Below are 20,859 nucleotides of genomic sequence, written 5' to 3' on the forward strand. Positions count from 1 at the left end.
GGCGCCGGTGCCGCTGGCATAGCTCGGATCGCCGATCGCCACCGCGCCGTCGCCGAAAGCGGTATTGCCGGCGCCGATGGCGGTTGCCTTGCCGCCGGTCGCGGTCGAGCCGTCGCCGATGGCAATGGCATCGACAGCGTTGGCGGCCGCGCTCGTACCGATGGCGATCGCATTGTCGGCGGTCGCATTGGCGTGCAGGCCCAATGCCGTGGAGGACACGCCGGATGCCGTGGATTGGAAACCCCCGGCGAACGCGAATGTGTTCGAGGCGATGGTGCCACCGCCGATGGCGGTACCGTTAGCGGCCGCGCTGGCAGTATCGCCATAGGCTGACGCGAAGACGCCCAGCGCCTTCGCCCCGCTGCCGGACGCAATCGAGCGGCCGCCCGCCGCACTGGCACCGCTGCCGAGAGCCGTTGAGGTGATGCCGGTCGCGGTCGAGGTGTCGCCAATGGCGACGGCATCGACGGCGTTGGCGGTCGTGCTCGTGCCTATGGCGATCGCATTGTCGGCGGTAGCATTGGTGTGCAGGCCCAATGCCGTGGAAGACACCCCGGATGCCGTGGATTGGAATCCCCCGGCGAAGGCGAACTGGTTGGAGGCGTTGGTGCCGCCGCCGATGGCGGTGCCCGAAGCGGCCGCGATGGCATTATCGCCATAGGCTGATGCGAAGACACCCTGCGCCTGCGCCCCGCTACCGGACGCAATCGAGCGCCCGCCCGCCGCACTGGCATTGGTGCCGATCGCTACTGATAGGCCACCCGTCGCTCCATTGTTGCTGTAGTTTCCGGTGGCCGTCCCACCGTCGTTGACGCTGAAATAATGCGACGCCGCCCCGGCGATGCTCGCCTGCAACGCCTGATTGGTCGCGAACAGCTGCGAGCCGTTGACCGCGTCGGTCGAGGTTCCGCTAAGGCGGCCGGCCGCGACATTGGTGATCGTGCGCTGGCTGGTCCCGCTGCCGACGCTGACGGTGCTGGTCGGCGTCGTGCCGGCGAAGTTATAGGTGGTGCCGCCGATCACCGTGCTCGCCGTCCCAACCGCTGCGGCGGTAACCGAGCCCGAACCCAGCGCCACGTCACGCGCATTGTTCGCGATCGCGGAGTCGCCGAACGCCACCGCGCCCGCCGCCAGCGCGCTGCTGGTGTTGCCGATTGCGACGCTGCCCTGGCCGACAACCTTGTTCTGATAGCCGATGCCGACCGCGCCCTGTGCCGCCGTGCCGGGCGTGCTCACCGCCTGGCCGCCGCCACCGACCATATTGGTGTTGCCCAGCGCTACCGAGCCGTCGCCGGTCGACGTGTTGTCCATACCGCTCGCCACGGTGCCGTTGCCGGTGGCGGTGTTGGGATCGCCGATCGCGACCGCGCCGTTGCCATTGGCAACGTTGCCCGAGCCGACCGCGACCGCCTTGCCGCCCGTCGCGGTCGAGCTCTTGCCGATCGCCACGGCATCGCCGGAGTTCGCCACCGCGCCCAGGCCGACCGCCACGGCGTTTGCAGCCGTCGCGCTGGAATTGTTGCCGACCGCCACGGCGGAGACGCCTGTGCTCTGCGCGCCCGAACCTGCGGCAACGGAGCCGATTCCGCTCGACACCGCCGCATTGCCCAAGGCCAGCGCGAAATTGGCCGACGCATTGGCGGTGGGGCCGAATGCTGCTGCACTTGTCGCCGTTGCCTTCGAAGCTGTCCCGACCGCGACGGCGGAACTGCCGGACGCCGTGCTTGTACGGCCGATTGCCGTGGAGTCGGTCTGGGACGCGGTCACGTCCACGCCGATAGCGATCGCGCTCTGAGCGAGAGCCCCCGTTCCGGCAGCGGAGCGTGCGCCCATATAGATGGAATTCACGCCGCTGGCGATGGCTCCGGTGCCAATGGCGGCGGCGTTGGTCTGGCTGGCCTGAGCATTGTGGCCGATCGACGCGGTGTTACTGACGGCGACGCCGATACCGGCATTGGTTCCGATCGCGATGTTGTCGTTGCCCGTGACCAGACTGCCTGCGGAGGCGGAGAGCGTGGCATCGTAGGCGACGGTGCCATCGCCGGTGCCAAGAGCGAGGTTCCGCTGACCCGTGACGCCGGAGCCGGCGCCTCGCAAGACGCTCGGGACGCCCCCGCCGATAGCGGTATTTTGTCCGCCGCTGACGAGCGTGCCCGCCGCGATGCCTACCGCAACCGAGCTGGCATTGCCGGTAGTGGATCCGGCACCGGCGCCCTGGCCGACCGCAACCGTGCTGCCGCCGACGGCTACCGCTTGCGCCCCGAGCGCGGTCGCACTGTTGCCAGAGGCCACGGCGCCGTTTCCGACGGCAGTGGCAGCATTATTTGCCGCCTGGCTGAAGCTGCCGATGGCGATGGAATTGGAGCTGGTTGCCTGGCTCCCCACGCCAGCGGCGATGGCGGCGCCGCCACTGGCAGTGGCGGTGGATCCGATCGCGGTCGCATTGGCGGCACTTGCGGTGCTGTTGACGCCAAAGGACGATGCTCCGTCCGCAAGGGATCGGGCGTTCCCGCCCACAGCGAGCGCGTTGACGCCGGTCGCATTCGCGAAGACTCCTATGCCTATCGCGTTGAGGCCGTTGGCACTCATCGAATAACCGATCGCGATCGAAGCATTGCCCGTCGCGGTATTACCGGTGCCGATCGCCACGCCGTCATTGCCATTCACCGTGGCGCCATCGCCTATCGCGGTTGAAGCGGAGCCGGTAGCACTGGTGGCGCAACCGATGGCTACGCTTTGGCCCCCAGCAGCGGGATTGGTGCAGTTGGCGGTATTGACCGCAGTCCCGTTGCCAATGGCAAGCTGCGCGAAAGCCGGTTGGGGGGCGACGACGGCGCCCAATGCCGCGAGCGCCACGCCGGTGAGGAGGCCAGCCTTCCCGGCCCGTTCAACCGCAAAACCCGATACCGGTGCCGATGCCGCAACGCTGGACGGACTCGTCGTACCAAGCCCGCCAAGTCCGAGTTTATCGCGCTTCAGCCCAAGCACGCGATGCGCGCGGCGCAGTACGGCCATCAGCCGGCGCCGCTGCGACCAGCTCGCGCCTTCCGCGCCGGCAACCCAGTTCGCGGCAAAGCGAGTGCGACGAATATTCTGCGACTCATATTCAGACATGGCACTTCCCCTTGTTGAACTGGCCGCGGCATCTTTGCCGATGGCCCGGAGCGAACACACAGCGTCCCCACCGCCCCGACGCGCGGGGGCGCTTTCACGAGTTCCGAACTTCAAATTGCGGCTATTGGAGAGGGCCGTGCGACGAGCCTTGGCTCATCGCCGCCCTCCCGGGATCACCCGACGTCGGCGCCTCGCGCAATGGTCACCACCACGCAGGCAGGACCGCTGGCGATCAGCATCGCCTGCCCCTGATTGCCGCCGAGAATGTAGAGCGGCACGCCGGACAGCGAGCCGGCCGCGGTGCTGCCGGCCGGCAGCAGGGCGACGACGTCCTTGCAGGCGCGCTGGAACGGCGCGACGCGGACCAACTGCCCCTCGCACTTGGTGCCGACCGGCGTCGCCACGACGACCCCGGCAGCCTGAGAATTATAGGCGGCGGTCTTGTAGGTCATGCCGACCACACCCACCACGCCGTGCGCGTCCGGCGCTGCCTTCTCGGTCTGCACTTGCCCCGCATAATCGGAGCCGAGCGCGACCGTCTGACCGAGCGCCGAGAAGAGATTGGCGCACTTGCGCACGCCGAGCTGGCCGACCTGGGCCTGGAATGGATTGGCGGGCTTGGCCGGCGGCGCCGCCTGCGGCGTGGCGGCGACATTGCCCGCCAAAAAGGCCGTGCCGAGCGTGGCGAGCATCACGCGCCGCAAGCCTCGTCCGGAAACATGCGCGCGACGGGAAAGGGCAGAAACTGCCCTGAATTGCTTGATCACACCAATACCCCTTTTCATCGCAACGACACCCCTCCCCGGATGATCATCCAAGAAGTTTCAGTGCCGCATTATCATAGAATGAATTCGACGATTGACCCCATCTGGCCGCCTTTTGGCCAGTGACGTCAGACTAAGCAGACAAATTTAGCTAGGCAATAGGTATTAAAGGATTTTTCTTTGGTTAATGACAAGTAAGCCAAGTCGGATTTAGTATGATGTCGACGCCAGAACGTGGAAATATACTAGATCATACTAATTCCGACTGAAGTTCGATTGTAAACAGTTGTAACGAAACTGTTTCAATCATCGCTGGGGGACGCGCTCACGGCTGGCGCGGCAAGCGAGTCGGCGGAACACAGCGTTAGAATTGGGCGCGATCTGCTTTTTTTCGTCATGCCGGCATCCACCGGGCGACAAGCCCGGGAAAAGGAGCTCTTGCTATGCGCTAACTTGCACGGTGGATGCCGGGACAAGCCCGGCATGACGGCCAAATGTGATGCCCGACTACGACAGCTCGCTCCCAAAGTCGTCGCGGTCACGTGCTATTCGCAGCACAGGCTAACGCTCGAGCGCGCGGCGCCTTTCCAATCGCAGTGGGGCCGAGAAGAGATAGCCCTGGCCATGCACGGTCTGGATCGGGGCGGGAGATCCCGTCGCGCTTTCGATCTTGCGCCGCAACCGGCGAATTACGGCGTCGAGATTCTTGTCGCCGACGGCGTCGTCCCCATAACCGAGTTCGGCGCGCAATTCCGCGCGCGAGACGACTGTTCCCGTCTGGACCAGCAGGCGTCGGACGAATTTCGCTTCGACCGCGCTGAGCTTCACCGACGGCCCGTTCGGCGTCTGCAGCCTCCAGTGGGTGGTATCGAAGAACCAATCGGACGGCGTGACGGATGCGGCACGTTCGACCCCGTTATGGGCAAGGCGGCGGAGCAGGTTGCGCAAGCCATGGACCAGCTCTTCGCCATCGACCGGCTTGGTGAAATAGAGGTCGGCGCCGCTCTCGAAGCACGCGATCCGGTTGCGCGCTTCATTGCCGGCACTCAAGGCGATGATGCCGATATTTCCCATGCCGCGCAGCCAGGACAGGATATCCAGCCCCGCGCCGTCAGCGAGATCGGCGTCGACGACAGCGATATCGCGGCTGCTCGTTGCCATGGAGCGATAGAATTCCAGCGGCGATCCGATCGCCTCGACGTCGAATCCCTGACGCTGCAGGCAGCCGTGCAGCGTCGCGCGCGACCGCGCATCCCCTTCGACAAGGATGATGCGCATTTACGCTGCCGGGTTCGGCTGCGAAATCAGTCGGCGCGAATCGAGTAAAATTCCTAGTCGGACCAAATGGTTGGGAGATATACCTGGGACAGGAAATACCATCTTCACCGCAACCCCCTGATTATATGTCCGAGTATTCGCTTAGGTGGGTTCGGGACGGAACTCAAGACGCTATGCGAACGGCGAGCCACATCCAATTCATGTATCGCAGCGATACGGAATCGCATCCAGAGCAATGAGGTGTTGAGAGCGTATTCTTCGCCAGAGCGATGCCAAAAAAATTCGGAAAGCAGCGCGTCATCCGGTTGCGTCTGTCGCTACGGCTTGCGAGGTTGCGGTCATGACCGACGTTTGCATCCGTCCCGTCCGGCCCGACGACGCCGCGTCGATCGCGGCGATCTATGCGCATCATGTGCTGCACGGCACCGCGACGTTCGACACGGAACCGCCCGACGTGGCGGCATGGCGCGAGAAGATCGGGTCGATCGCCGCCCGCGGATGGCCGTTCGTGGTCGCCGAGCGGGACGGCGCCGTGGCGGGCTATGCCTATGCCACCCAGTTCCGCGACCGCCCGGCCTATGCCGAAACGTGCGAGAACAGCATCTATCTGGCGCCGGATCATATCGGGCGCGGGATCGGATCGCGCCTGCTGCCCGCGCTGGTAGAGGCGGCGCACCAGTCGGGATTTCGCCAGATGATCGCGGTCATCGGCGGCAGCGAGCCCGCCTCCGTCGCGCTTCACGCGAAATGCGGGTTCGTGCAGGCCGGCAGGATGATCGGGGTCGGCCGCAAATTCGGTCGTATATTGGATACAATATACATGCAGCGCGCGCTGGGCGGCGAGGATTAGCGGTTAGCGCACGTCAAGCCGCCGGGTCGGGGCCTTCCGCGCCGGCCAGCCGCAGCACTTCGCGCATGACGATGCGGCGCGCGAGGTCGACCGACAGCCCCTGCTCGTCGCGCAGCCGCTGCCACACCTCGAAGCTCAACATCAGGTCGATCGTCTCGAACCGCATGTCGTCGTCGGTGATCGCCGGCGGCAGGAACGAGCGCAGCCGCTGCCGCATCACGCCCAGCATGCGGGCATGTTCGGCCCGGATCGCCGGCGACATGTGACGATGTGCGTCGCCCGCGCGCTTGAACGGCAGCAGGCGTTCGTAGGTCGCCGTCCGCCGCTCGATCGCCTCGACGAGCTGGCCTTGCCACTCGGTCGAATCGAACGGGATCAGCCACATCTCATAATGTTCGGCCAGCCGTCCGGTCATGGCGGCGTAGAGGCTTTCCATGTCGGTGAAGTGCCGGAACACCGTGCGCAGGCCGACCCCGGCGCGTGACGCCACGTCCTCGGCGCTCGGCGTGATCTGCCCCTCGGCGACCAGCTCGAGCATCGCCGCGACGATAGCATTGCGGCTGTTCTGGGAGCGGCGGCGGCGGCCGTCAGGGGGCATGACGTCGGATGGGTTCATCAGTTCGACCAGTAGATATAGGTTTCGCCGGCGCGCGGCTTGGTGCCGAGCGGCCGATCGATCGCGATCGGCGTGCGGATCAGCGACGGCCAGGCGGGCTTGACGCTGTCGCGGTCATGGAGGGCAATCAAGCCCCGCAGCCGCGCCACGACGTCCGGGTGGAGCGAGGCGACGTCGCGCCGTTCGGTCGGATCCGTCTTCATGTCGTACAGCAATGCCACGTGCGGCAGGTCGAGCAATTGCAGCTTCCAGTCGCCGTCCCGCACGACGCGATAGGGACCACTGCGCCAGAACAAGGTGTTGTGCGGCGCGCCGGTCTGCTTGCCCTCGATGAACGGCATCAGATCGACCCCGTCGATCGCGCGGTCCTTGGGCAAAGGCGCGCCCGCGACGGCGCCGGCGGTCGAAAAGATGTCGAAATGGCTGACCGGCCCCGCGATGCTGGTGCCGGGGTGGATTGTCGCCGGCCAGCGCACGAAGAACGGCACTTTCACGCCGCCCTCGAAGAAGGTCGCTTTCCACCCGCGATAGGGGCGGTTGATGTCGGGCAGCCCGATATAATGCGCGCCGCCATTGTCGCTGGTGAAGATGACCAATGTGTTCTGGTCGAGCCCCTGCGCCTTGAGCGTGGCCATCACGCGCCCGACGCCGCGGTCGAGCGCGCGGATCATCGCGGCATAGACGCGCAGGCGATGGTCGGCGATCTGTGGCAGTGCGTCGTAGTCGGCCTTGAGCGCCTGAAGCGGCGTGTGCGGCGCGTTATAGGCCAGATAGAGGAAGAACGGCCGGTTGCGATTGGCGCCGATCGCGGCGACCGCCTGATCGGTCAGATAGTCGGTCATGTAGCGCGCCGGCCGGAACCGCTCGCCGCCATTATATTGTACGCTGAACGGTAGGTTCGCCCACAGGAACTTGTCGATCGGGTCGAAATCCTGTTTCGAGTTTTCGACGTCGGGACTGTTTTCGGGCAGGTACATCTGCCCGCCGATCATGAAGCCCAGGCTTTCGTCGAACCCCTGTTCCTCGGGCCGCATCCCCTTGCCGTCGCCGAGATGCCATTTGCCGAGATGCATGGTGTGATAGCCGCGCGTTCGGAGCAGTTCGGCGATGGTGATCTCGCTGCTCGGAACACCCTTGTCGGCGACCGTCGCGGGTGCGCGCGCAGCATCCTCGTCGAAGATCGTCTTGTGTTCCCAGTCGGTCTTGAAATTGGCGATGTTGCGCGAAAACGCCGCATCGGTGCGGATCAGGCGAGACGGAAACCAGGCCGGCGGGTGAACTTCCGCGGGCGTGAATTCGTAGCCGAAGCGCGTTGGATACCGCCCGGTCATCAGCGCGGCACGGCTGGGCGCGCAAGTCGCATTGCCGGCATAGCCATCGGCGAAGCTGACGCCGCCGCGGCCCAGGGCGTCGATATTGGGCGTCTTGAGCAAACCCCCGGCGACCCCGCCGCCATTGAAGCTGATATCGTTATAGCCGAGATCGTCGGCGACGATCAGCACGATATTGGGCGGCCTTTTATCGGCCGGCACCGCGGCGGTCGCGGGACCCGGCTGCCATTTGACTGGGCGATTGTCGGCGACGCGTGGCGCGATCCATCCCGGCAAATGAAGGAACACGTAATCCTTGGCGGCGAATCCCGCCAAGCCGACCACGCCGACCGTACCGAGCGTCCACTTGACCCATTTCTTCATCGGCGCGGCTCCGCGTCGAACGTGCGCCAACCCCAGGCGAGCAGCGCGATCATGATCGCTTCGGCCGCCATCGGCGGGAACGCGGTCGCGGGAGCGCCGTCGGCGACCAGGCTGATCGCGCGTCCGACGATGGCGATCGACAATAAGGAGAGCGGGACGAGCAGCGGCAACCGCCGCTCCCGCCACGCCGCGATCAACGCGAAGACGCCGCCGGTCACGAAGAAGGCAGTGAAATCGGCGCGCATCGTCGCCATTCCTTGCGTTCCCAGCGACGTCAGGAAAAAACGCAACCCCGCTTGCGCCGGGTCTAGCAGGAAGCCGAGCCCGAGGACGATGTTGAACAGCCCGACCAGCCCCACGACAACGCGAACAACAGTACGCATCCGACCCCTTCCCCCGTTTTGCGCATAGTAACATCCGCTACGGGCAGCGCAATGTTTCGGCATTGATAATGCCAAAATATACGCGCATCCTTCCGGCAAAGGGAGAAGGGGATGCGGAAGAGGATCGTCGCCGCGATCGCGGTGGCCGTGGCGGCGATTGCCGGGCTGGCGTCCTTCCAGCGACAAGCGGGCGCGATGATGCTGGCCGCGGCGCTCGATCAGCGCGCCGGGCTGGACCGGACGGCGACGCTGAGCGACGGTCTGCATGTCGGCTTGTGCGGGACCGGGTCCCCGCTGCCCGATCCGACGCGTGCCGGCGCCTGCACCGTGATCATCGCCGGCAAGCACATCTTCGTGGTCGATTCGGGCGAAGGCGGGGCGCGCAACATCGTCCTGATGGGGATCCCCAACGGCCGGATCGACGGCGTTTTCCTGACCCATTTCCATTCGGACCATATCGACGGACTGGGCCCGATGATGCTGCTGCGCTGGACTGGCAATGGCGCGACCAGCCCGCTGCCGATCCATGGTCCCCCCGGCGTCGAGCGCGTGGTTGCGGGGTTCGATGCCGCTTATGCGCTCGATTCGGGCTATCGTACCGCGCATCATGGCCCGGTGATCGCGCCGCCGTCGGGCGCGGGCGGGGTCGCCCGGCCCTTCGCCATTCCCCCGCGCGGATCGGACGATCGCGTCCTGGTGTTCGACGCCGACGGCCTGCGCGTCTCCGCCTTCCGGGTCGATCACGGGCCGGTCGATCCGGCGGTCGGCTATCGCTTCGACTATAAGGGCCGGTCGGTAGTGGTGAGCGGCGACACCACGACCAGCACCGCCCTGGTCGCGGCGGCGCGCGGCGCCGACCTGCTCGTCCACGAAGGCCTGCAGCCCAAGCTGGTCAAGCTCACGACCGCGGCGCTCACCCGGCGCGGGATCACCGGCACGGCGCAGATCACGCGCGACATATTGAGCTATCACGCCTCGCCCGAAGCGGTCGCGCGCGAGGCGCAGGCGGCGGGGGTGCGCTTCGTGGTGTTCAGCCACGTCATTCCGCAACTGCCGTCGCGAATGATGTATCCCGCCTTCCTGGGCGACGCGCGACGGCTTTACGACGGGCCGATCGTGGTCGGCGAGGACGGGATGATGTTCAGCCTGCTCCCCGGGTCGCGCGGAGTCGAGTTCACGCGGCTGCCGATCGGGTGATTTGAACCCGGGTAGTTCTAAATCCTCCCCCGCCAGGGGGAGGTGGCGCCGAAGGCGTCGGAGGGGGCGGATCGCGATACACTTACCCGTCGTGCTTCCTCCCCTTCCGTCAGGCTGCGCCTGACACCTCCCCCTGGCGGGGGAGGATTAGGATCGCGGTGTCGATCTGCCCTACCCCTGGACCGACTTGGTGCGGATATTGAGCTGACCCGCCAAGCCCGCGACCCGATGCTTTTCGATCGCCTGATAGTCCGGCGACTGGATCATCTTCATCATCGCCGCGCGCGACGGATATTGCGCGAGCGCGACCATGTCCCAGAGCTCCTCCACCTCGCCCAGCATCAGCTCGGTGACCGCGCCGGCATAAAGCGACTTGCCGCCGACTGCGGCTAGGCACGCCTGGACGCCGGCGCCGTAACGGGCATAGGCCTCGCGCCCCGACAGCTCGGCATCGCTGCCGTCGGGATAGTCGGCGTGCTCCTTGAACTTGAGCAGGTTGACCATCACGAACGGGCCGTCTTCGGCACCGCCGAAGAACGCTCCTGCCTGTTCGGCTGGCGGGAACACCGCGTTGACGACCTTCATGCCGCGACGCCCGTATCGGCGCGGATGAAATCGTCGATCAGGGCGCACAATTCCGCGGGCGCATCCTCCTGGATGAAATGGCCGCCCCCGGCGATGATGCGATGCGGCTGGCCGCGCGCTCCCGGGATGCGCTCGATGAACGCCTTTTCCCCGCCGTTGGTCACGGCGTCCTTGTCGCCGAACGCGGTCAGGACCGGCCGCTCGAAGCGTTCGAGCACCGCCCAGGCGGCGCGGTTTTCCGCCACCGAGGCGTGATCGGGCGTGATCGGCACCAGGGTCGGGAACTGACGTGCGCCTTCCTTGTAGGTTTCGTCCGGGAATGGCGCGTCATAGGCGGCGATCTCGGCGGCGGTCAGCTCGCGGGTGGTCCCGCCATTGACGATGAAGCCGACCGGGAATTGCGGCACGTTCTGGCTGAACGCGAGCCAGGCGTCGAACCCCTCGGACGATCCTGTCCCGACCGGCAGGCCGGTGTTCGACACGACCAGCCGCGCGAAGCGATCGGGAAACGCCGCGACCAGCCGCAGCCCGATCAGCCCGCCCCAATCCTGGCAGAACAAAGTGATGTCGGTCAGGTCGAGCGCGGTGAGCCAGTCGCTCATCCAGGCGACGTGACGTTCATAGGTGTAATCGGTTCGCGCCGCCGGCTTGTCCGACTTGCCGAAGCCGATCAGGTCGGGCGCGATCACGCGATGGCCGCGCGCGACGAGGTCGGGAACGAACTTGCGGTAGAGGTACGACCAGCTCGGCTCGCCGTGCATCAGCAGGACCGGCGCTGCATCGCGCGGCCCCTCATCGACATAATGGATGCGCAGGTCGGTGCCGTCGGCATCGGTCACCGTGAGGTAATGCGGCGGGAACGGATAATCGGCCAGGTCGGCGAAGCGCTCGTCCGGCGTTCGCAATACTTCCATCGCCATTTCCCTCTCGCGCTATTTATTGGCACTATTCGTGCCATAATAGGCGCGGAGGGTCAACGCGGTGCGCAGGCGGGGCTCACCTTACGGTGCCATGCCCCGCGCATTGGTGGTCCTGCAGGTCTTCGCCCGAGCCATCATAGCCGTCCGCCGGATCCGCCCGCGCGGCAAGCAACACGAAGCCGGGACCATCGGTGAAGGTCGCGCCGGCAAGGACGAGGGTCCAGGCGCCCATCTCGGCCGACGGCACGTTCAATCCCTTGGCCAGCGCGTCGAACGGGTCGGTCGGCACGCTGTCGTCGCCGTCGATGCGCAACGCGTAATAGCCGTGGCCGGCGAGCGTCATCGGCGCCGACCAGCGGCGCCCGATCGCGGCAAGCTGGCGGTGAAGGTCGTCGCGGACATCGACCCGCAGACAATCGACATGGAGATGCAGAAGGTCCTGGCTGCGGCCATAGATCGAATTGACCGCGATCCCGACATCGTCGCGCGTCAATGTCGTGCCGAGCCGCTGGTCGACCAGCCGGCGCACGCGCCAGGCGGGATCGAAATAATTGGTCGCGCCCGGCGCCCGAAGTTGCGGATCCTCGATGCCGGTGATGAGCCGGGTCGGCATGACGAGATACTGGCTCGCGCCGACCCGATCCTTGAGCACGGCATAGCCCTTGTCGACGCCGCTGCCGATCGCGACCTCGGCACAGGGATCGGGCTTGCCGTTCGCCTGCTGGTCGGGGACGCATTTGCCGTTGACGATACCCCACAGCACCTGACCGTTGGGATGGACGGGCGGCGGCGGCAGGGCCGGCGCGGGCGGCGCGACCATCGCCGATCGCGGGGCGCTCATCGGCGCGGCGCAACCGGCCAGCGACAAGGCTCCGACGATCCCCAGAATCGCTACGAAAGACCTGGGCCGCGTCATCATTTTCCCCCACCGGCGATCGACCATCCCAGCCTCCGTAGCGCGGCGGCCGCGGCGCAGCCAGTAGATCGGCTCGATCCGGCGCGCTCCCCGCCGTTAAAGTCCCCATAGGCAACTCACCGTGCCGTTGGGCACAGCGCTCGCGCTCGCGCGCTCGCCGTCGCCGCGATATGCCAACAGCCATGGAGAGTCCCGTCATCACTCTGTCCGCGGGCGCCGTACGCGGCGCCGGCGACGGCATCATCGAACGCTTCATCGGCATTCCCTATGCCGCGCCCCCGGTCGGCGAGCGCCGCTTCCTCGAACCGCAACCGGTCGAGCCCTGGCAAGGCGAACGCGACTGTACGGAGCCCGGACCGAACGCGCCGCAGCGGGTCCGCGACTTCCCGGGGCTCGACGTCCATATCCTGATCGGCGAGGGGTGGATCGAAGGCGACGACTATCTGACGCTCAATATTTGGCGCCCCGCGGGCAAAGCGGCCGGGCGGCCGGTGATGGTGTTCATCCATGGCGGCGGCTTCGTCGTCGGCAGCAAGGACGCACCGGTGCAGGACGGTGGCACCTTCGCGCGCGACGGGGTGATCTGCGTCGCGATCAATTATCGCATGGGGATCGATGGTTTCCTGCCAATCCCGGGCGTGCCGACCAATCTGGGCCTGCGCGATCAGATCGCGGCGCTGACCTGGGTGCAGGACAATATCGCGGCGTTCGGCGGCGATCCGGCCAACGTCACATTGTTCGGCGAAAGCGCCGGCGCGATGTCGATCGCCAATCTGATCGCCTCGCCGCTCGCCAAGGGACTGTTCCGGCGCGCGATCATCGAGAGCGGGCATGGCAGCATGACCCGCGACATTCCGGTCGCGCAACAGCTGGTCGACAAGATCGCCAAGCTGCTCGGCGTCAGTGCGGACAAAGCAGGATTCGCAAGCGTGCCGCCGGGCGACCGGACGATCGCTGCGGTCGAGAAAGTGAACCTGCCGACCACCCGGCTCGATCTGCGCGATGCCACGGGGCTGGAGCCGGTGTTCGGGATCAGCCGCTTCGTGCCGGTCCATGGCGACGACGTGCTACCGCAACGGCCGCTCGACGCGCTCAGGGGCGGCGCCAGCGCCGGGGTGGATGTGCTGATCGGCACCAATGCCGAGGAAATGAACCTCTATCTCGTACCGACCGGCGTCCGCGATAAATTGGGCAAATTGTTGTCCTGGTTCGTGCTGCGGCGATCGATCCCGAAAGCCTGGGCGATCCTGAAAACATACGGCATGGGCGCGGGCAAGAAGCCTGGCCAGGCGCTGACCGACGCGATGAACGACCTGGTGTTCCGCTGGCCGGCGCGCCGCTTTGCCGAGGAGCATCAGGGCCGCACCCATTTCTACGAATTCGACTGGCGATCGCCGATGTTCGGCGGCGAGCTCGGCGCGGCGCACGGCATGGAGCTTCCGTTCGTGTTCGACACGCTGGACGTCGCGACCGGTGAGCAGGGGCTGTGCGGTACCAACCCGCCGCAGGAGCTGGCGACGCGGATCCACGCATTGTGGGTGCAATATGCGACCGACGGCACCCTGCCCTGGCCGGAATTCGACCGCACATCGCGGCAGGTTCATCGCCTGTCGGCCGGCGAGACGAGCAGCGAACCGGTGATGCCGGCCGCCGCTTTCCTGCCCTGATTTTCCCGAGGAGTTACGCATGTATCTCGAGCGCCTGCGCCTCGACGGCAGGATCGCGTTCGTCACCGGCGGCGCGCGGGGTATCGGCTATTGCTGCGCCGAGGCGCTGGCCGAAGCCGGTGCCAAGGTCACGATCGGCGACCGCAATGTCGACGCGATCGGCGCGGCGGTCGAAAGCCTCTCCGCCAAAGGCCATGCGATCGACGGCGTCGTCCTCGACGTGACGCAATCGGCGGACGTCACGCGTGTCGCCGATCAGCTTGCGGCAAGCGCGGGCCACGTCGACATTCTGGTCAACAATGCCGGGATCGCGCGCAGCGAGACCCCGGCCGAGCATGTCGCCGACGAACATTGGCTCAACGTGCTCGACGTCAATCTCAACGGCACTTTCTGGTGCGCGCGCGCTTTCGGCCGGCACATGCTCGCGCAAGGATCGGGCAGCATCGTCAATGTCGGCTCGATGTCCGGATTCATCGTCAACCGCCCGCAGCCGCAAAGCTATTACAATGCGTCCAAGGCGGCGGTGCATCAGCTGACCAAAAGCCTGGCCGCCGAATGGGCGGGCCGCGGCGTGCGCGTCAACGCGGTCGCGCCGACTTATATCGCGACGCCGCTCAACGCCTTCGCCGACCAGCAAGGCGACATGTACAAACGTTGGATCGACGGCACGCCGCAAGCCCGGCTCGGCGAGCCCGAGGAAGTCGCCTCGGTGGTGCATTTCCTGGTGTCGGACGCGGCCAGCCTGATGACCGGCAGCATCGTACTGGCGGACGGCGGCTATACCTGCTGGTGAGTCCCGAACGGCGAAGCACGCGGCCCGATCGGCACAGAGACAGACCTTTCATATAGGTTAGCTGTCAGATAGGTCATGGCTCGGATAAGGGTACGTCGTGTATCCACCCCGAGGGGAGACCTGATGCGTTACAAGAACCTGCTTGCCGCCAGCGTGGCAGTCACCGCGATTGCGGCGATGCCGGCCTTTGCCCAGGATGCCGGCAAGGCGCCCAATGTCGCCGTGGTGGCAGCGGCTGACGACCAGACCGGCGGCGCGCCGGCCGCGACGGCCGGGCAGGACGATCCCAACGACATCATCATCACCGCGCGTCAGCGCAGCGAATCGCTGAAGAACGTGCCGATCGCGGTGACCGCGCTGACCGGAGACGAGCTCAAGGATCGCCAGGTCAACACGGTCAAGGACATCGCCGCCTATACGCCGGGCCTGAACATCAATTCGGATTCGGTCGGGCGCGCTTTCGTGTCGATCCGCGGCATCGGCACCACGCTGATCGACACGGTGCAGCCGGGCGTCGGCATCTTCATCGACGGCATCTATCAGCCGAATACAAGCTACCTCAACTCGCCGATCGTCGACGTCGCGCGGATCGAAGTGTTGCGCGGGCCGCAGGGCACCCTGTTCGGCAACAACACGCTGGGCGGCGCCATCAACGTCATCACGCGCCAGCCGGGCAATGGCTGGGAAGGCCGGCTCGATGCCACCGCCGCCGGTCCCGACAGCTATTATTCGGTGTCGGGCAGCATCAGCGGCCCGATCGCGCCCGACCTGCTGTCGTTCCGCATCGGCGCATCGTACCACGTCCAGGACGGCTTTCAGTACAACACCCTGGCGCATGGCGACATGAACCCGCTCGACCAGCGTTCGATCGGCGGCACCTTGCGCTTCACGCCCGCACCTTGGGCAGTGATCACCGCCAACGCCAATTACGATCGCGTCGAAGGCGGCAGCACCGCCTACGTCCATGTCGCCGGCCCGACCGATTATCGGCTGGATGGCGCGACCAACGTGCTCAATCGTACCGCGATCAAATATCAGGGCTACAATCTGAAGGGCGAATTCGACCTCGACGCGATCAACACCAAGGTCACCGCGGTCGCCGCTTATAACCAGAAGGACCTGAGCGGGATCAGCGACGGCGATTTCGGCCCGGTCGACCTGCTGCGCTCCAACGGCGGCTCGCGCCTGATCACCAAGACCGGCGAGCTGCGCTTCGACACCAAGTGGAACGACAACATCTCCACGCTTATCGGCGTGTTCGCCGATCGCTATACGCAACGCGGCACGAACATCAGCCATCTCGATCTGAGCCCACTGCTGGGCCTGCCGGCCGGCACGATCACCCGCCAGTCGACGTCGAGCACCTTTGTCGAAAACAAGCAGCAGGCGGTGTTCGGCACCGTCTTCCTGACCTTCGGCAAGACCGACATCGCCATCGGCGGTCGCTATGACCACCAGAAGCTGACCGGTCGCCAGGTCGACATCGCCGCGGTCGGCGCCCCCGCCGCCACTTATATCCCGCCGGTCTATTCCAAGGACCAGTTCCAGCCGCGCGTGACCTTGACCGAGCGCTGGACACCCAATTTCATGACCTACGCCTCGGTCGCCAAGGGCATTCGCGGCGGCGGGCAGAACGGCCCCGGCACGCGTCCGCAGGACGCTCTGTACAAGGGCGACAGCGTCTGGACCTATGAAATCGGCACCAAGGTTTCGAGCGGCGGCCTGTCGGTCAATGCCGACATCTTCTACAACGATTATCGCGATTTCATCGGCCAGAACTCGCTCGCGCCCAATTCGACCGGCGCCGGGTTCGTCGCGATCAATCTGAATACGGGCAAGGTCGAGAGCTATGGCGCGGAGGTCGAGGCGCATTGGCGAGTCACGCCCAACTGGCGGTTCGACGGCAGCTTTGCCTATGTCCATGCGCGGATCACCGACGACAGCCAGTATTTCGCCACCACCGGCGTCCATGTGTCGACCAATCGGATCATCTTCACGCCCGATTACAATTACAGCCTGAACACCACCTACACGGTGCCGATCGACAGCAAGTCGCTGGTGTTCGACGCCGGCGTGGTCGGCAAGGGTAGCCGGATCGGGTCGACGCTCGACCCCAATGTCGCGCCGCGGCTGGCGCCCTATTCGCTGGTCAACGGATCGATCACGATGAAGTTCGCCAGCGGCTTCTCGATCGGGGTGTTCGGCACCAACCTGTTCAACCAGAAATATATCGAGAGCTACATCGACAAATCGGCACTGGTGAAGGCCGGTCTCGCGGCGATCGCCTCGAACCTCGCGATCCAGGGCGACCGCCGCCGCTATGGCGTCCGCGCCAGCCTCAAGTTCTGAGGCGGCGATGACGGCGATCGCCGACATGGTTAGCCGCGCGCAGGTCGACCCAAGTTTCATCGACACCCTGGGGGGGAGGTTTGGTGATCGGGTCCAGACCGGCGAGGCGGTGCGCCGGCAGCACGGGACGAGCGAAGCGCATTTCGACCCCGTGCTGCCCGACGCGGTGGTGTACGCACGGAGCACGGGCGACGTCGTCGACCTGGTCCGCTTGTGCACCACCGCGGGCGTCCCGATCGTGCCGTTCGGCGCCGGGACCTCGATTGAGGGCAATGCCTTGCCGATCCGCGGCGGGATCAGCCTGGACCTCTCCGAGATGACGGAGATCGTCGCGGTCAACGCCGAGGATTTCGACTGCACGGTCCAGGCCGGCGTTCGACGCGAGGAACTCAACGCGCATCTGCGTGACACCGGTTTGTTCTTCCCGATCGACCCTGGCGCCAATGCGACGATCGGCGGCATGGCGTCGACGCGGGCGAGCGGCACCAATGCGGTCCGCTATGGCACGATGCGCGAGGCGGTGCTGGCGCTGACGGTCGTCACGCCGCAAGGCGACGTGATCCGCACCAGCCGCCGCGCGCGCAAATCGGCGGCGGGATATGATTTGACCCGGCTCTATGTCGGGTCCGAAGGCACGCTCGGCATCATCACTGAAGTGACGCTGAGGCTGCACCCGATCCCGGAGACGATCAGTTCGGCGGTGTGCGGGTTCGACACGCTGCAGGGTGCGGTCGATACCGTGGTGCAGTCGATCCAATTGGGCGTGCCGCTGGCGCGGGTCGAGATCCTCGACGACATGCAGATCCGCGCGGTCAATCTTTGGTCGAAGATGGACTTGCCCGAAGTCACTACCCTGTTCTTCGAATTCCACGGCTCGGCCGTAGGCGTCGCCGAGCAGATCGAGACGGTGAGCGAGCTGGCGCAGGCCAATGGCGGCGGCAATTTCCAATGGGCATCGACGGCGGAAGAACGCTCGAAGCTGTGGAAAGCGCGGCACGAGGCCTATTATGCCGCGGTCAATCTGCGCCCCGGCGCAATCGGCTGGGCGACCGATGTCTGCGTGCCGATCAGCCGGCTGCCCGAATGCATCACCGAGACCAAGGCCGATCTCGAGCAGGCCAGCCTGCCCGCCACCATCCTGGGCCATGTCGGCGACGGCAATTTCCACGTGATCTTCTCGATCGATCCCGACAACCCCGCCGAGATGGTGGAAGTAGAGGCGATCAATGCCCGCCTGATCCAGCGCGCGCTGGCGATGGACGGCACCTGCACCGGCGAGCACGGCATCGGCATCGGCAAGCAACGCTGGCTGGTCGAGGAACTGGGCGATGGCGCGGTCGAGGTCATGCGCATGATCAAGCGCGCGATGGATCCGCTCGACCTCTTCAATCCGAGCAAGATTTTCGCCCTTTGACGGCAACCTGATACGTCACGGAACGCTGTTCCCGAACCGTCAACAGGAGGAGTCCATGTCCCGTTCCCTGCATCTGGTCGACCCCGCGCTGCGCCCATTGCTCGAGGCATGGCCGACCTTTTCCCTGACCGCGGAGACGCTGGTCCAGATGCGCGAGCGGGAGTCGCTGCTGCCGTTCGAAATCGATCGCGAAGGATCGAGCCTGGAAATCAGAACCGTTCCCGGCCCCGCCGGCGCTCCCGACATCGCGCTGCACCTCTACAAACCCGACGGCGTCGCGGGGCCGTTGCCGACGATCTATCACATCCATGGCGGCGGCTATGTCGGCGGCAGCGCGGCGCAGATGGAGTTCCTGCTCCGCCCGATGGCCAAGGCATTGGGCTGCGCGATCGTGTCGGTCGAGTATCGTCTCGCGCCCGAGCATGTCTTTCCCGCGGCGATCGAGGATTGCTATGCCGGATTGCGCTGGACGGTGGACAATGCCGAAACGCTGGGCCTCGACACCGCGCGCCTGGGCGTGATGGGCGAGAGCGCCGGTGGTGGCCTGGCCGCGGCGCTGGCGCTGCTGGTGCGTGATCGCGGCGAATATCGCCTTGCCTTCCAGCACCTGACTTATCCGATGATCGACGATCGGACCGCCGCGACCAGCGATCCGCATCCTTATACCGGCGAGTTCATCTGGACGCCGGCCAGCAACCATTTCGGCTGGTCGTCGCTGCTCGGCCGCGCGCCCGGCGGGTCCGATGTCTCGCCTTATGCCGCCGCCGCCCGCGCCACCGATCTCAGCGGCCTGCCGCCGGCGTACATCATGACAGGAACGCTCGACCTCTTCCTTGAAGAGGGCATCGATTATGCCCGCCGACTGATCCGCGCCGGGGTGCCGACCGAGCTCCATGTCTATCCCGGCGGGATGCACGGGTTCGACATCATGCCGGTCGGCGATGTCGCCACCGCCGCGCAGGCGGCGCGCCTCGCCGCGCTCAAGCGGGCGCTCGCCTGATGGCGACATTATCCCCAGCGGCACCGCACGCCCCGGCGCGAGGCTTCGCCAGCGCGCTCGGGCCGTTGTTGCTGCTCGCCTTGCTGATGGTGATCGGCTTCGCGGTGATGGGATCGTTCGGCGTGGTGCAGGAAGGTGCCAAGGCCGAATTGGGGTTGAGCGACAATGTCCTCGGCATGATCCAGGGGCTCGGCGCCGCGGTGCCGTTGGTGCTCTTCTCGATCCCGATCGGGATCCTGGTCGATCGCTTCCATCGCGTGCGGCTGATGCTGATCCTCGCTTTGGTGTGGACCGCGGGCACCGCGTTGACTGCCTTCGCCCCTAATGTCGCGACTCTGGTCGTCGCGCGGATGCTGACGGGGATCGGCACCACCGGCGCGCTGACCGCGGCGCTGTCGCTGTCTGCGGATCTGTGCGCGCCGGATCAGCGTGGCCGCGCGCTGCTGATCGTCAATCTCGGCAAGGCGCTGGGCGTCGCCGCTGCCTTCGCGCTGACGGGCTGGTTGTTCGGCCAGTTCCTCGGCCATGCGCTTCCCGATCTGCTGGCCGGGGCGCCACCGTGGCGCAGCACGCACGCCGCGCTCGCCTTGCTCAGCGCAGTTCTGCTCGTGCCATTACTGCTGATGCGAGAGCCCGCGCGGCAGGAGGTCGAGGCTGGGCCCGACGCGCCGTTCCGCACGGTGGTCAATGAGTTATGGTCGCGGCGCGCGTTCCTGATCCCCCTGTTCGTCGGGCAGGTCGCGGTCGTGATGGCCGACGCCGCCGCCGGCATCTGGGCGTCACCGATCTTGTCGCGGATCTACGGATTGCAGCCGCAAGACTTCGGCGCCTGGATGGGCGCGATCCTGTTCGGCACCGGCGTCGTAGGCGCGATCCTCGGCGGGTTCGCTGCCGACCTCGGGCAGAAGAGCGGCCGGCGTGGCGGGCTGTTAATCGGCGCGGTCATCGCTGCAGCAGTCGGCATTCCGGCGGCATTGTTCTCGATCAGCCCGACGGTCCCGATCTTCGCGATAGCGTTCGGAACGCTCGCCTTGTGCGGGACGATCACCGGGTTGATCACCTCCGTCGCCCTGACCGTGCTGATCCCCAACGAATTGCGCGGACTGTGCATCGGCGCGTTCATCGCGATTGCCGGACTGATCGGCTTCGGCCTCGCCCCCTCATTGGTTGCCGGCGTCAGTACGATGCTGGGCGGCGAACGCCATATCGGCCAGGCCCAGGCGATCGTCGGTGTGTCCGTCAGCCTGTTGTCGTTCGTGGGATTCCTCGTCGCGATGCGCCGCGCCCCTCATTCAGCGACCGAAGAACCTATCTGATAG

The 20,859-nt window shown here is 66.1% G+C and carries 16 protein-coding genes and 1 pseudogene; 8 read left to right on the forward strand and 9 right to left on the reverse strand.

Annotated features, from left to right (window positions below; translation table 11 throughout):
- The 3 genes and pseudogenes from SMA01S_RS18860 to SMA01S_RS18870 form a co-directional block, all read right to left on the reverse strand.
- A pseudogene (locus tag SMA01S_RS18860) lies at positions 1–3,114 on the reverse strand (hypothetical protein); the annotation flags it as partial.
- Between the two features lie 173 nt (positions 3,115–3,287).
- Positions 3,288–3,809 carry a hypothetical protein gene (locus SMA01S_RS18865; protein ID WP_157094038.1) on the reverse strand — a complete coding sequence of 174 codons (522 nt, stop codon included), beginning with the start codon at positions 3,807–3,809 and terminating at the stop codon, positions 3,288–3,290.
- Positions 3,810–4,439: 630 nt separating this feature from the next.
- Positions 4,440–5,156 (reverse strand): response regulator transcription factor, encoded by a 717-nt coding sequence (locus SMA01S_RS18870; protein WP_066826117.1) that lies wholly within the window; start codon positions 5,154–5,156, stop codon positions 4,440–4,442.
- 340 nt (positions 5,157–5,496) lie between these two features.
- Here SMA01S_RS18870 and SMA01S_RS18875 point away from each other — a divergent pair, with 340 nt between their 5' ends.
- Complete coding sequence (locus tag SMA01S_RS18875) at positions 5,497–6,006, forward strand: GNAT family N-acetyltransferase (protein ID WP_066826120.1); 510 nt, start codon at positions 5,497–5,499, stop codon at positions 6,004–6,006.
- Positions 6,007–6,019: 13 nt separating this feature from the next.
- Here SMA01S_RS18875 and SMA01S_RS18880 read toward each other — a convergent pair whose 3' ends face one another.
- Genes SMA01S_RS18880 through SMA01S_RS18890 form a run of 3 tightly spaced genes read right to left on the reverse strand, consistent with a single transcriptional unit; the run spans position 6,020 to position 8,699 of the window.
- Positions 6,020–6,622, reverse strand: a complete 603-nt coding sequence (locus SMA01S_RS18880) for a TetR/AcrR family transcriptional regulator (RefSeq protein WP_066826123.1) — start codon at positions 6,620–6,622, stop codon at positions 6,020–6,022.
- Positions 6,622–8,316: a sulfatase-like hydrolase/transferase gene (locus tag SMA01S_RS18885; RefSeq protein WP_066826126.1), complete on the reverse strand. Its 1,695-nt coding sequence runs from the start codon at positions 8,314–8,316 to the stop codon at positions 6,622–6,624. The genes SMA01S_RS18880 and SMA01S_RS18885 overlap by 1 nt, the downstream gene beginning before the upstream one ends.
- Complete coding sequence (locus SMA01S_RS18890; RefSeq protein WP_066826128.1) at positions 8,313–8,699, reverse strand: hypothetical protein; 387 nt, start codon at positions 8,697–8,699, stop codon at positions 8,313–8,315. The genes SMA01S_RS18885 and SMA01S_RS18890 overlap by 4 nt, the downstream gene beginning before the upstream one ends.
- A gap of 111 nt (positions 8,700–8,810) precedes the next feature.
- Between SMA01S_RS18890 and SMA01S_RS18895 the strand changes: the two genes are divergently transcribed.
- Positions 8,811–9,896 (forward strand): MBL fold metallo-hydrolase, encoded by a 1,086-nt coding sequence (locus tag SMA01S_RS18895; protein WP_066826130.1) that lies wholly within the window; start codon positions 8,811–8,813, stop codon positions 9,894–9,896.
- Positions 9,897–10,067: 171 nt separating this feature from the next.
- On the opposite strand, the gene SMA01S_RS18900 is transcribed toward SMA01S_RS18895, so the two are convergent.
- The 3 genes from SMA01S_RS18900 to SMA01S_RS18910 all read right to left on the reverse strand — a co-directional run bounded on the left by SMA01S_RS18900 (position 10,068) and on the right by SMA01S_RS18910 (position 12,242).
- The gene (locus tag SMA01S_RS18900; RefSeq protein ID WP_066826132.1) at positions 10,068–10,481 is read right to left on the reverse strand and encodes a DUF1330 domain-containing protein; all 414 of its coding nucleotides are present in this window, start codon (positions 10,479–10,481) and stop codon (positions 10,068–10,070) included.
- Positions 10,478–11,395, reverse strand: a complete 918-nt coding sequence (locus tag SMA01S_RS18905; protein ID WP_066826200.1) for a haloalkane dehalogenase — start codon at positions 11,393–11,395, stop codon at positions 10,478–10,480. Before SMA01S_RS18905 ends, SMA01S_RS18900 begins: the two co-directional genes overlap by 4 nt.
- An 82-nt stretch (positions 11,396–11,477) precedes the next feature.
- Entirely contained in the window at positions 11,478–12,242 is a 765-nt protein-coding gene (locus SMA01S_RS18910; RefSeq protein ID WP_169804274.1) for a CDP-diacylglycerol diphosphatase, read from the reverse strand.
- Between the two features lie 257 nt (positions 12,243–12,499).
- Here SMA01S_RS18910 and SMA01S_RS18915 point away from each other — a divergent pair, with 257 nt between their 5' ends.
- The 6 genes from SMA01S_RS18915 (at position 12,500) to SMA01S_RS18940 (ending at position 20,856) form a co-directional block, all read left to right on the forward strand.
- The gene (locus SMA01S_RS18915) at positions 12,500–13,984 is read left to right on the forward strand and encodes a carboxylesterase/lipase family protein (RefSeq protein ID WP_245649337.1); all 1,485 of its coding nucleotides are present in this window, start codon (positions 12,500–12,502) and stop codon (positions 13,982–13,984) included.
- A gap of 19 nt (positions 13,985–14,003) precedes the next feature.
- A complete protein-coding gene (locus SMA01S_RS18920) occupies positions 14,004–14,777 on the forward strand; it encodes an SDR family NAD(P)-dependent oxidoreductase (protein ID WP_066826136.1) in 774 nt (257 codons plus the stop codon).
- A 123-nt stretch (positions 14,778–14,900) separates the two neighbouring features.
- Entirely contained in the window at positions 14,901–17,126 is a 2,226-nt protein-coding gene (locus SMA01S_RS18925; RefSeq protein ID WP_066826138.1) for a TonB-dependent receptor, read from the forward strand.
- Between the two features lie 7 nt (positions 17,127–17,133).
- Complete coding sequence (locus tag SMA01S_RS18930) at positions 17,134–18,540, forward strand: FAD-binding oxidoreductase (RefSeq protein WP_066826140.1); 1,407 nt, start codon at positions 17,134–17,136, stop codon at positions 18,538–18,540.
- Positions 18,541–18,595: 55 nt separating this feature from the next.
- The gene (locus SMA01S_RS18935; RefSeq protein WP_066826141.1) at positions 18,596–19,540 is read left to right on the forward strand and encodes an alpha/beta hydrolase; all 945 of its coding nucleotides are present in this window, start codon (positions 18,596–18,598) and stop codon (positions 19,538–19,540) included.
- A complete protein-coding gene (locus tag SMA01S_RS18940; RefSeq protein WP_066826144.1) occupies positions 19,540–20,856 on the forward strand; it encodes an MFS transporter in 1,317 nt (438 codons plus the stop codon). Before SMA01S_RS18935 ends, SMA01S_RS18940 begins: the two co-directional genes overlap by 1 nt.
- Positions 20,857–20,859: the final 3 nt, after the last annotated feature.

It is taken from the genome of Sphingomonas mali NBRC 15500 (assembly GCF_001598415.1).
Lineage (GTDB): Bacteria > Pseudomonadota > Alphaproteobacteria > Sphingomonadales > Sphingomonadaceae > Sphingomonas > Sphingomonas mali.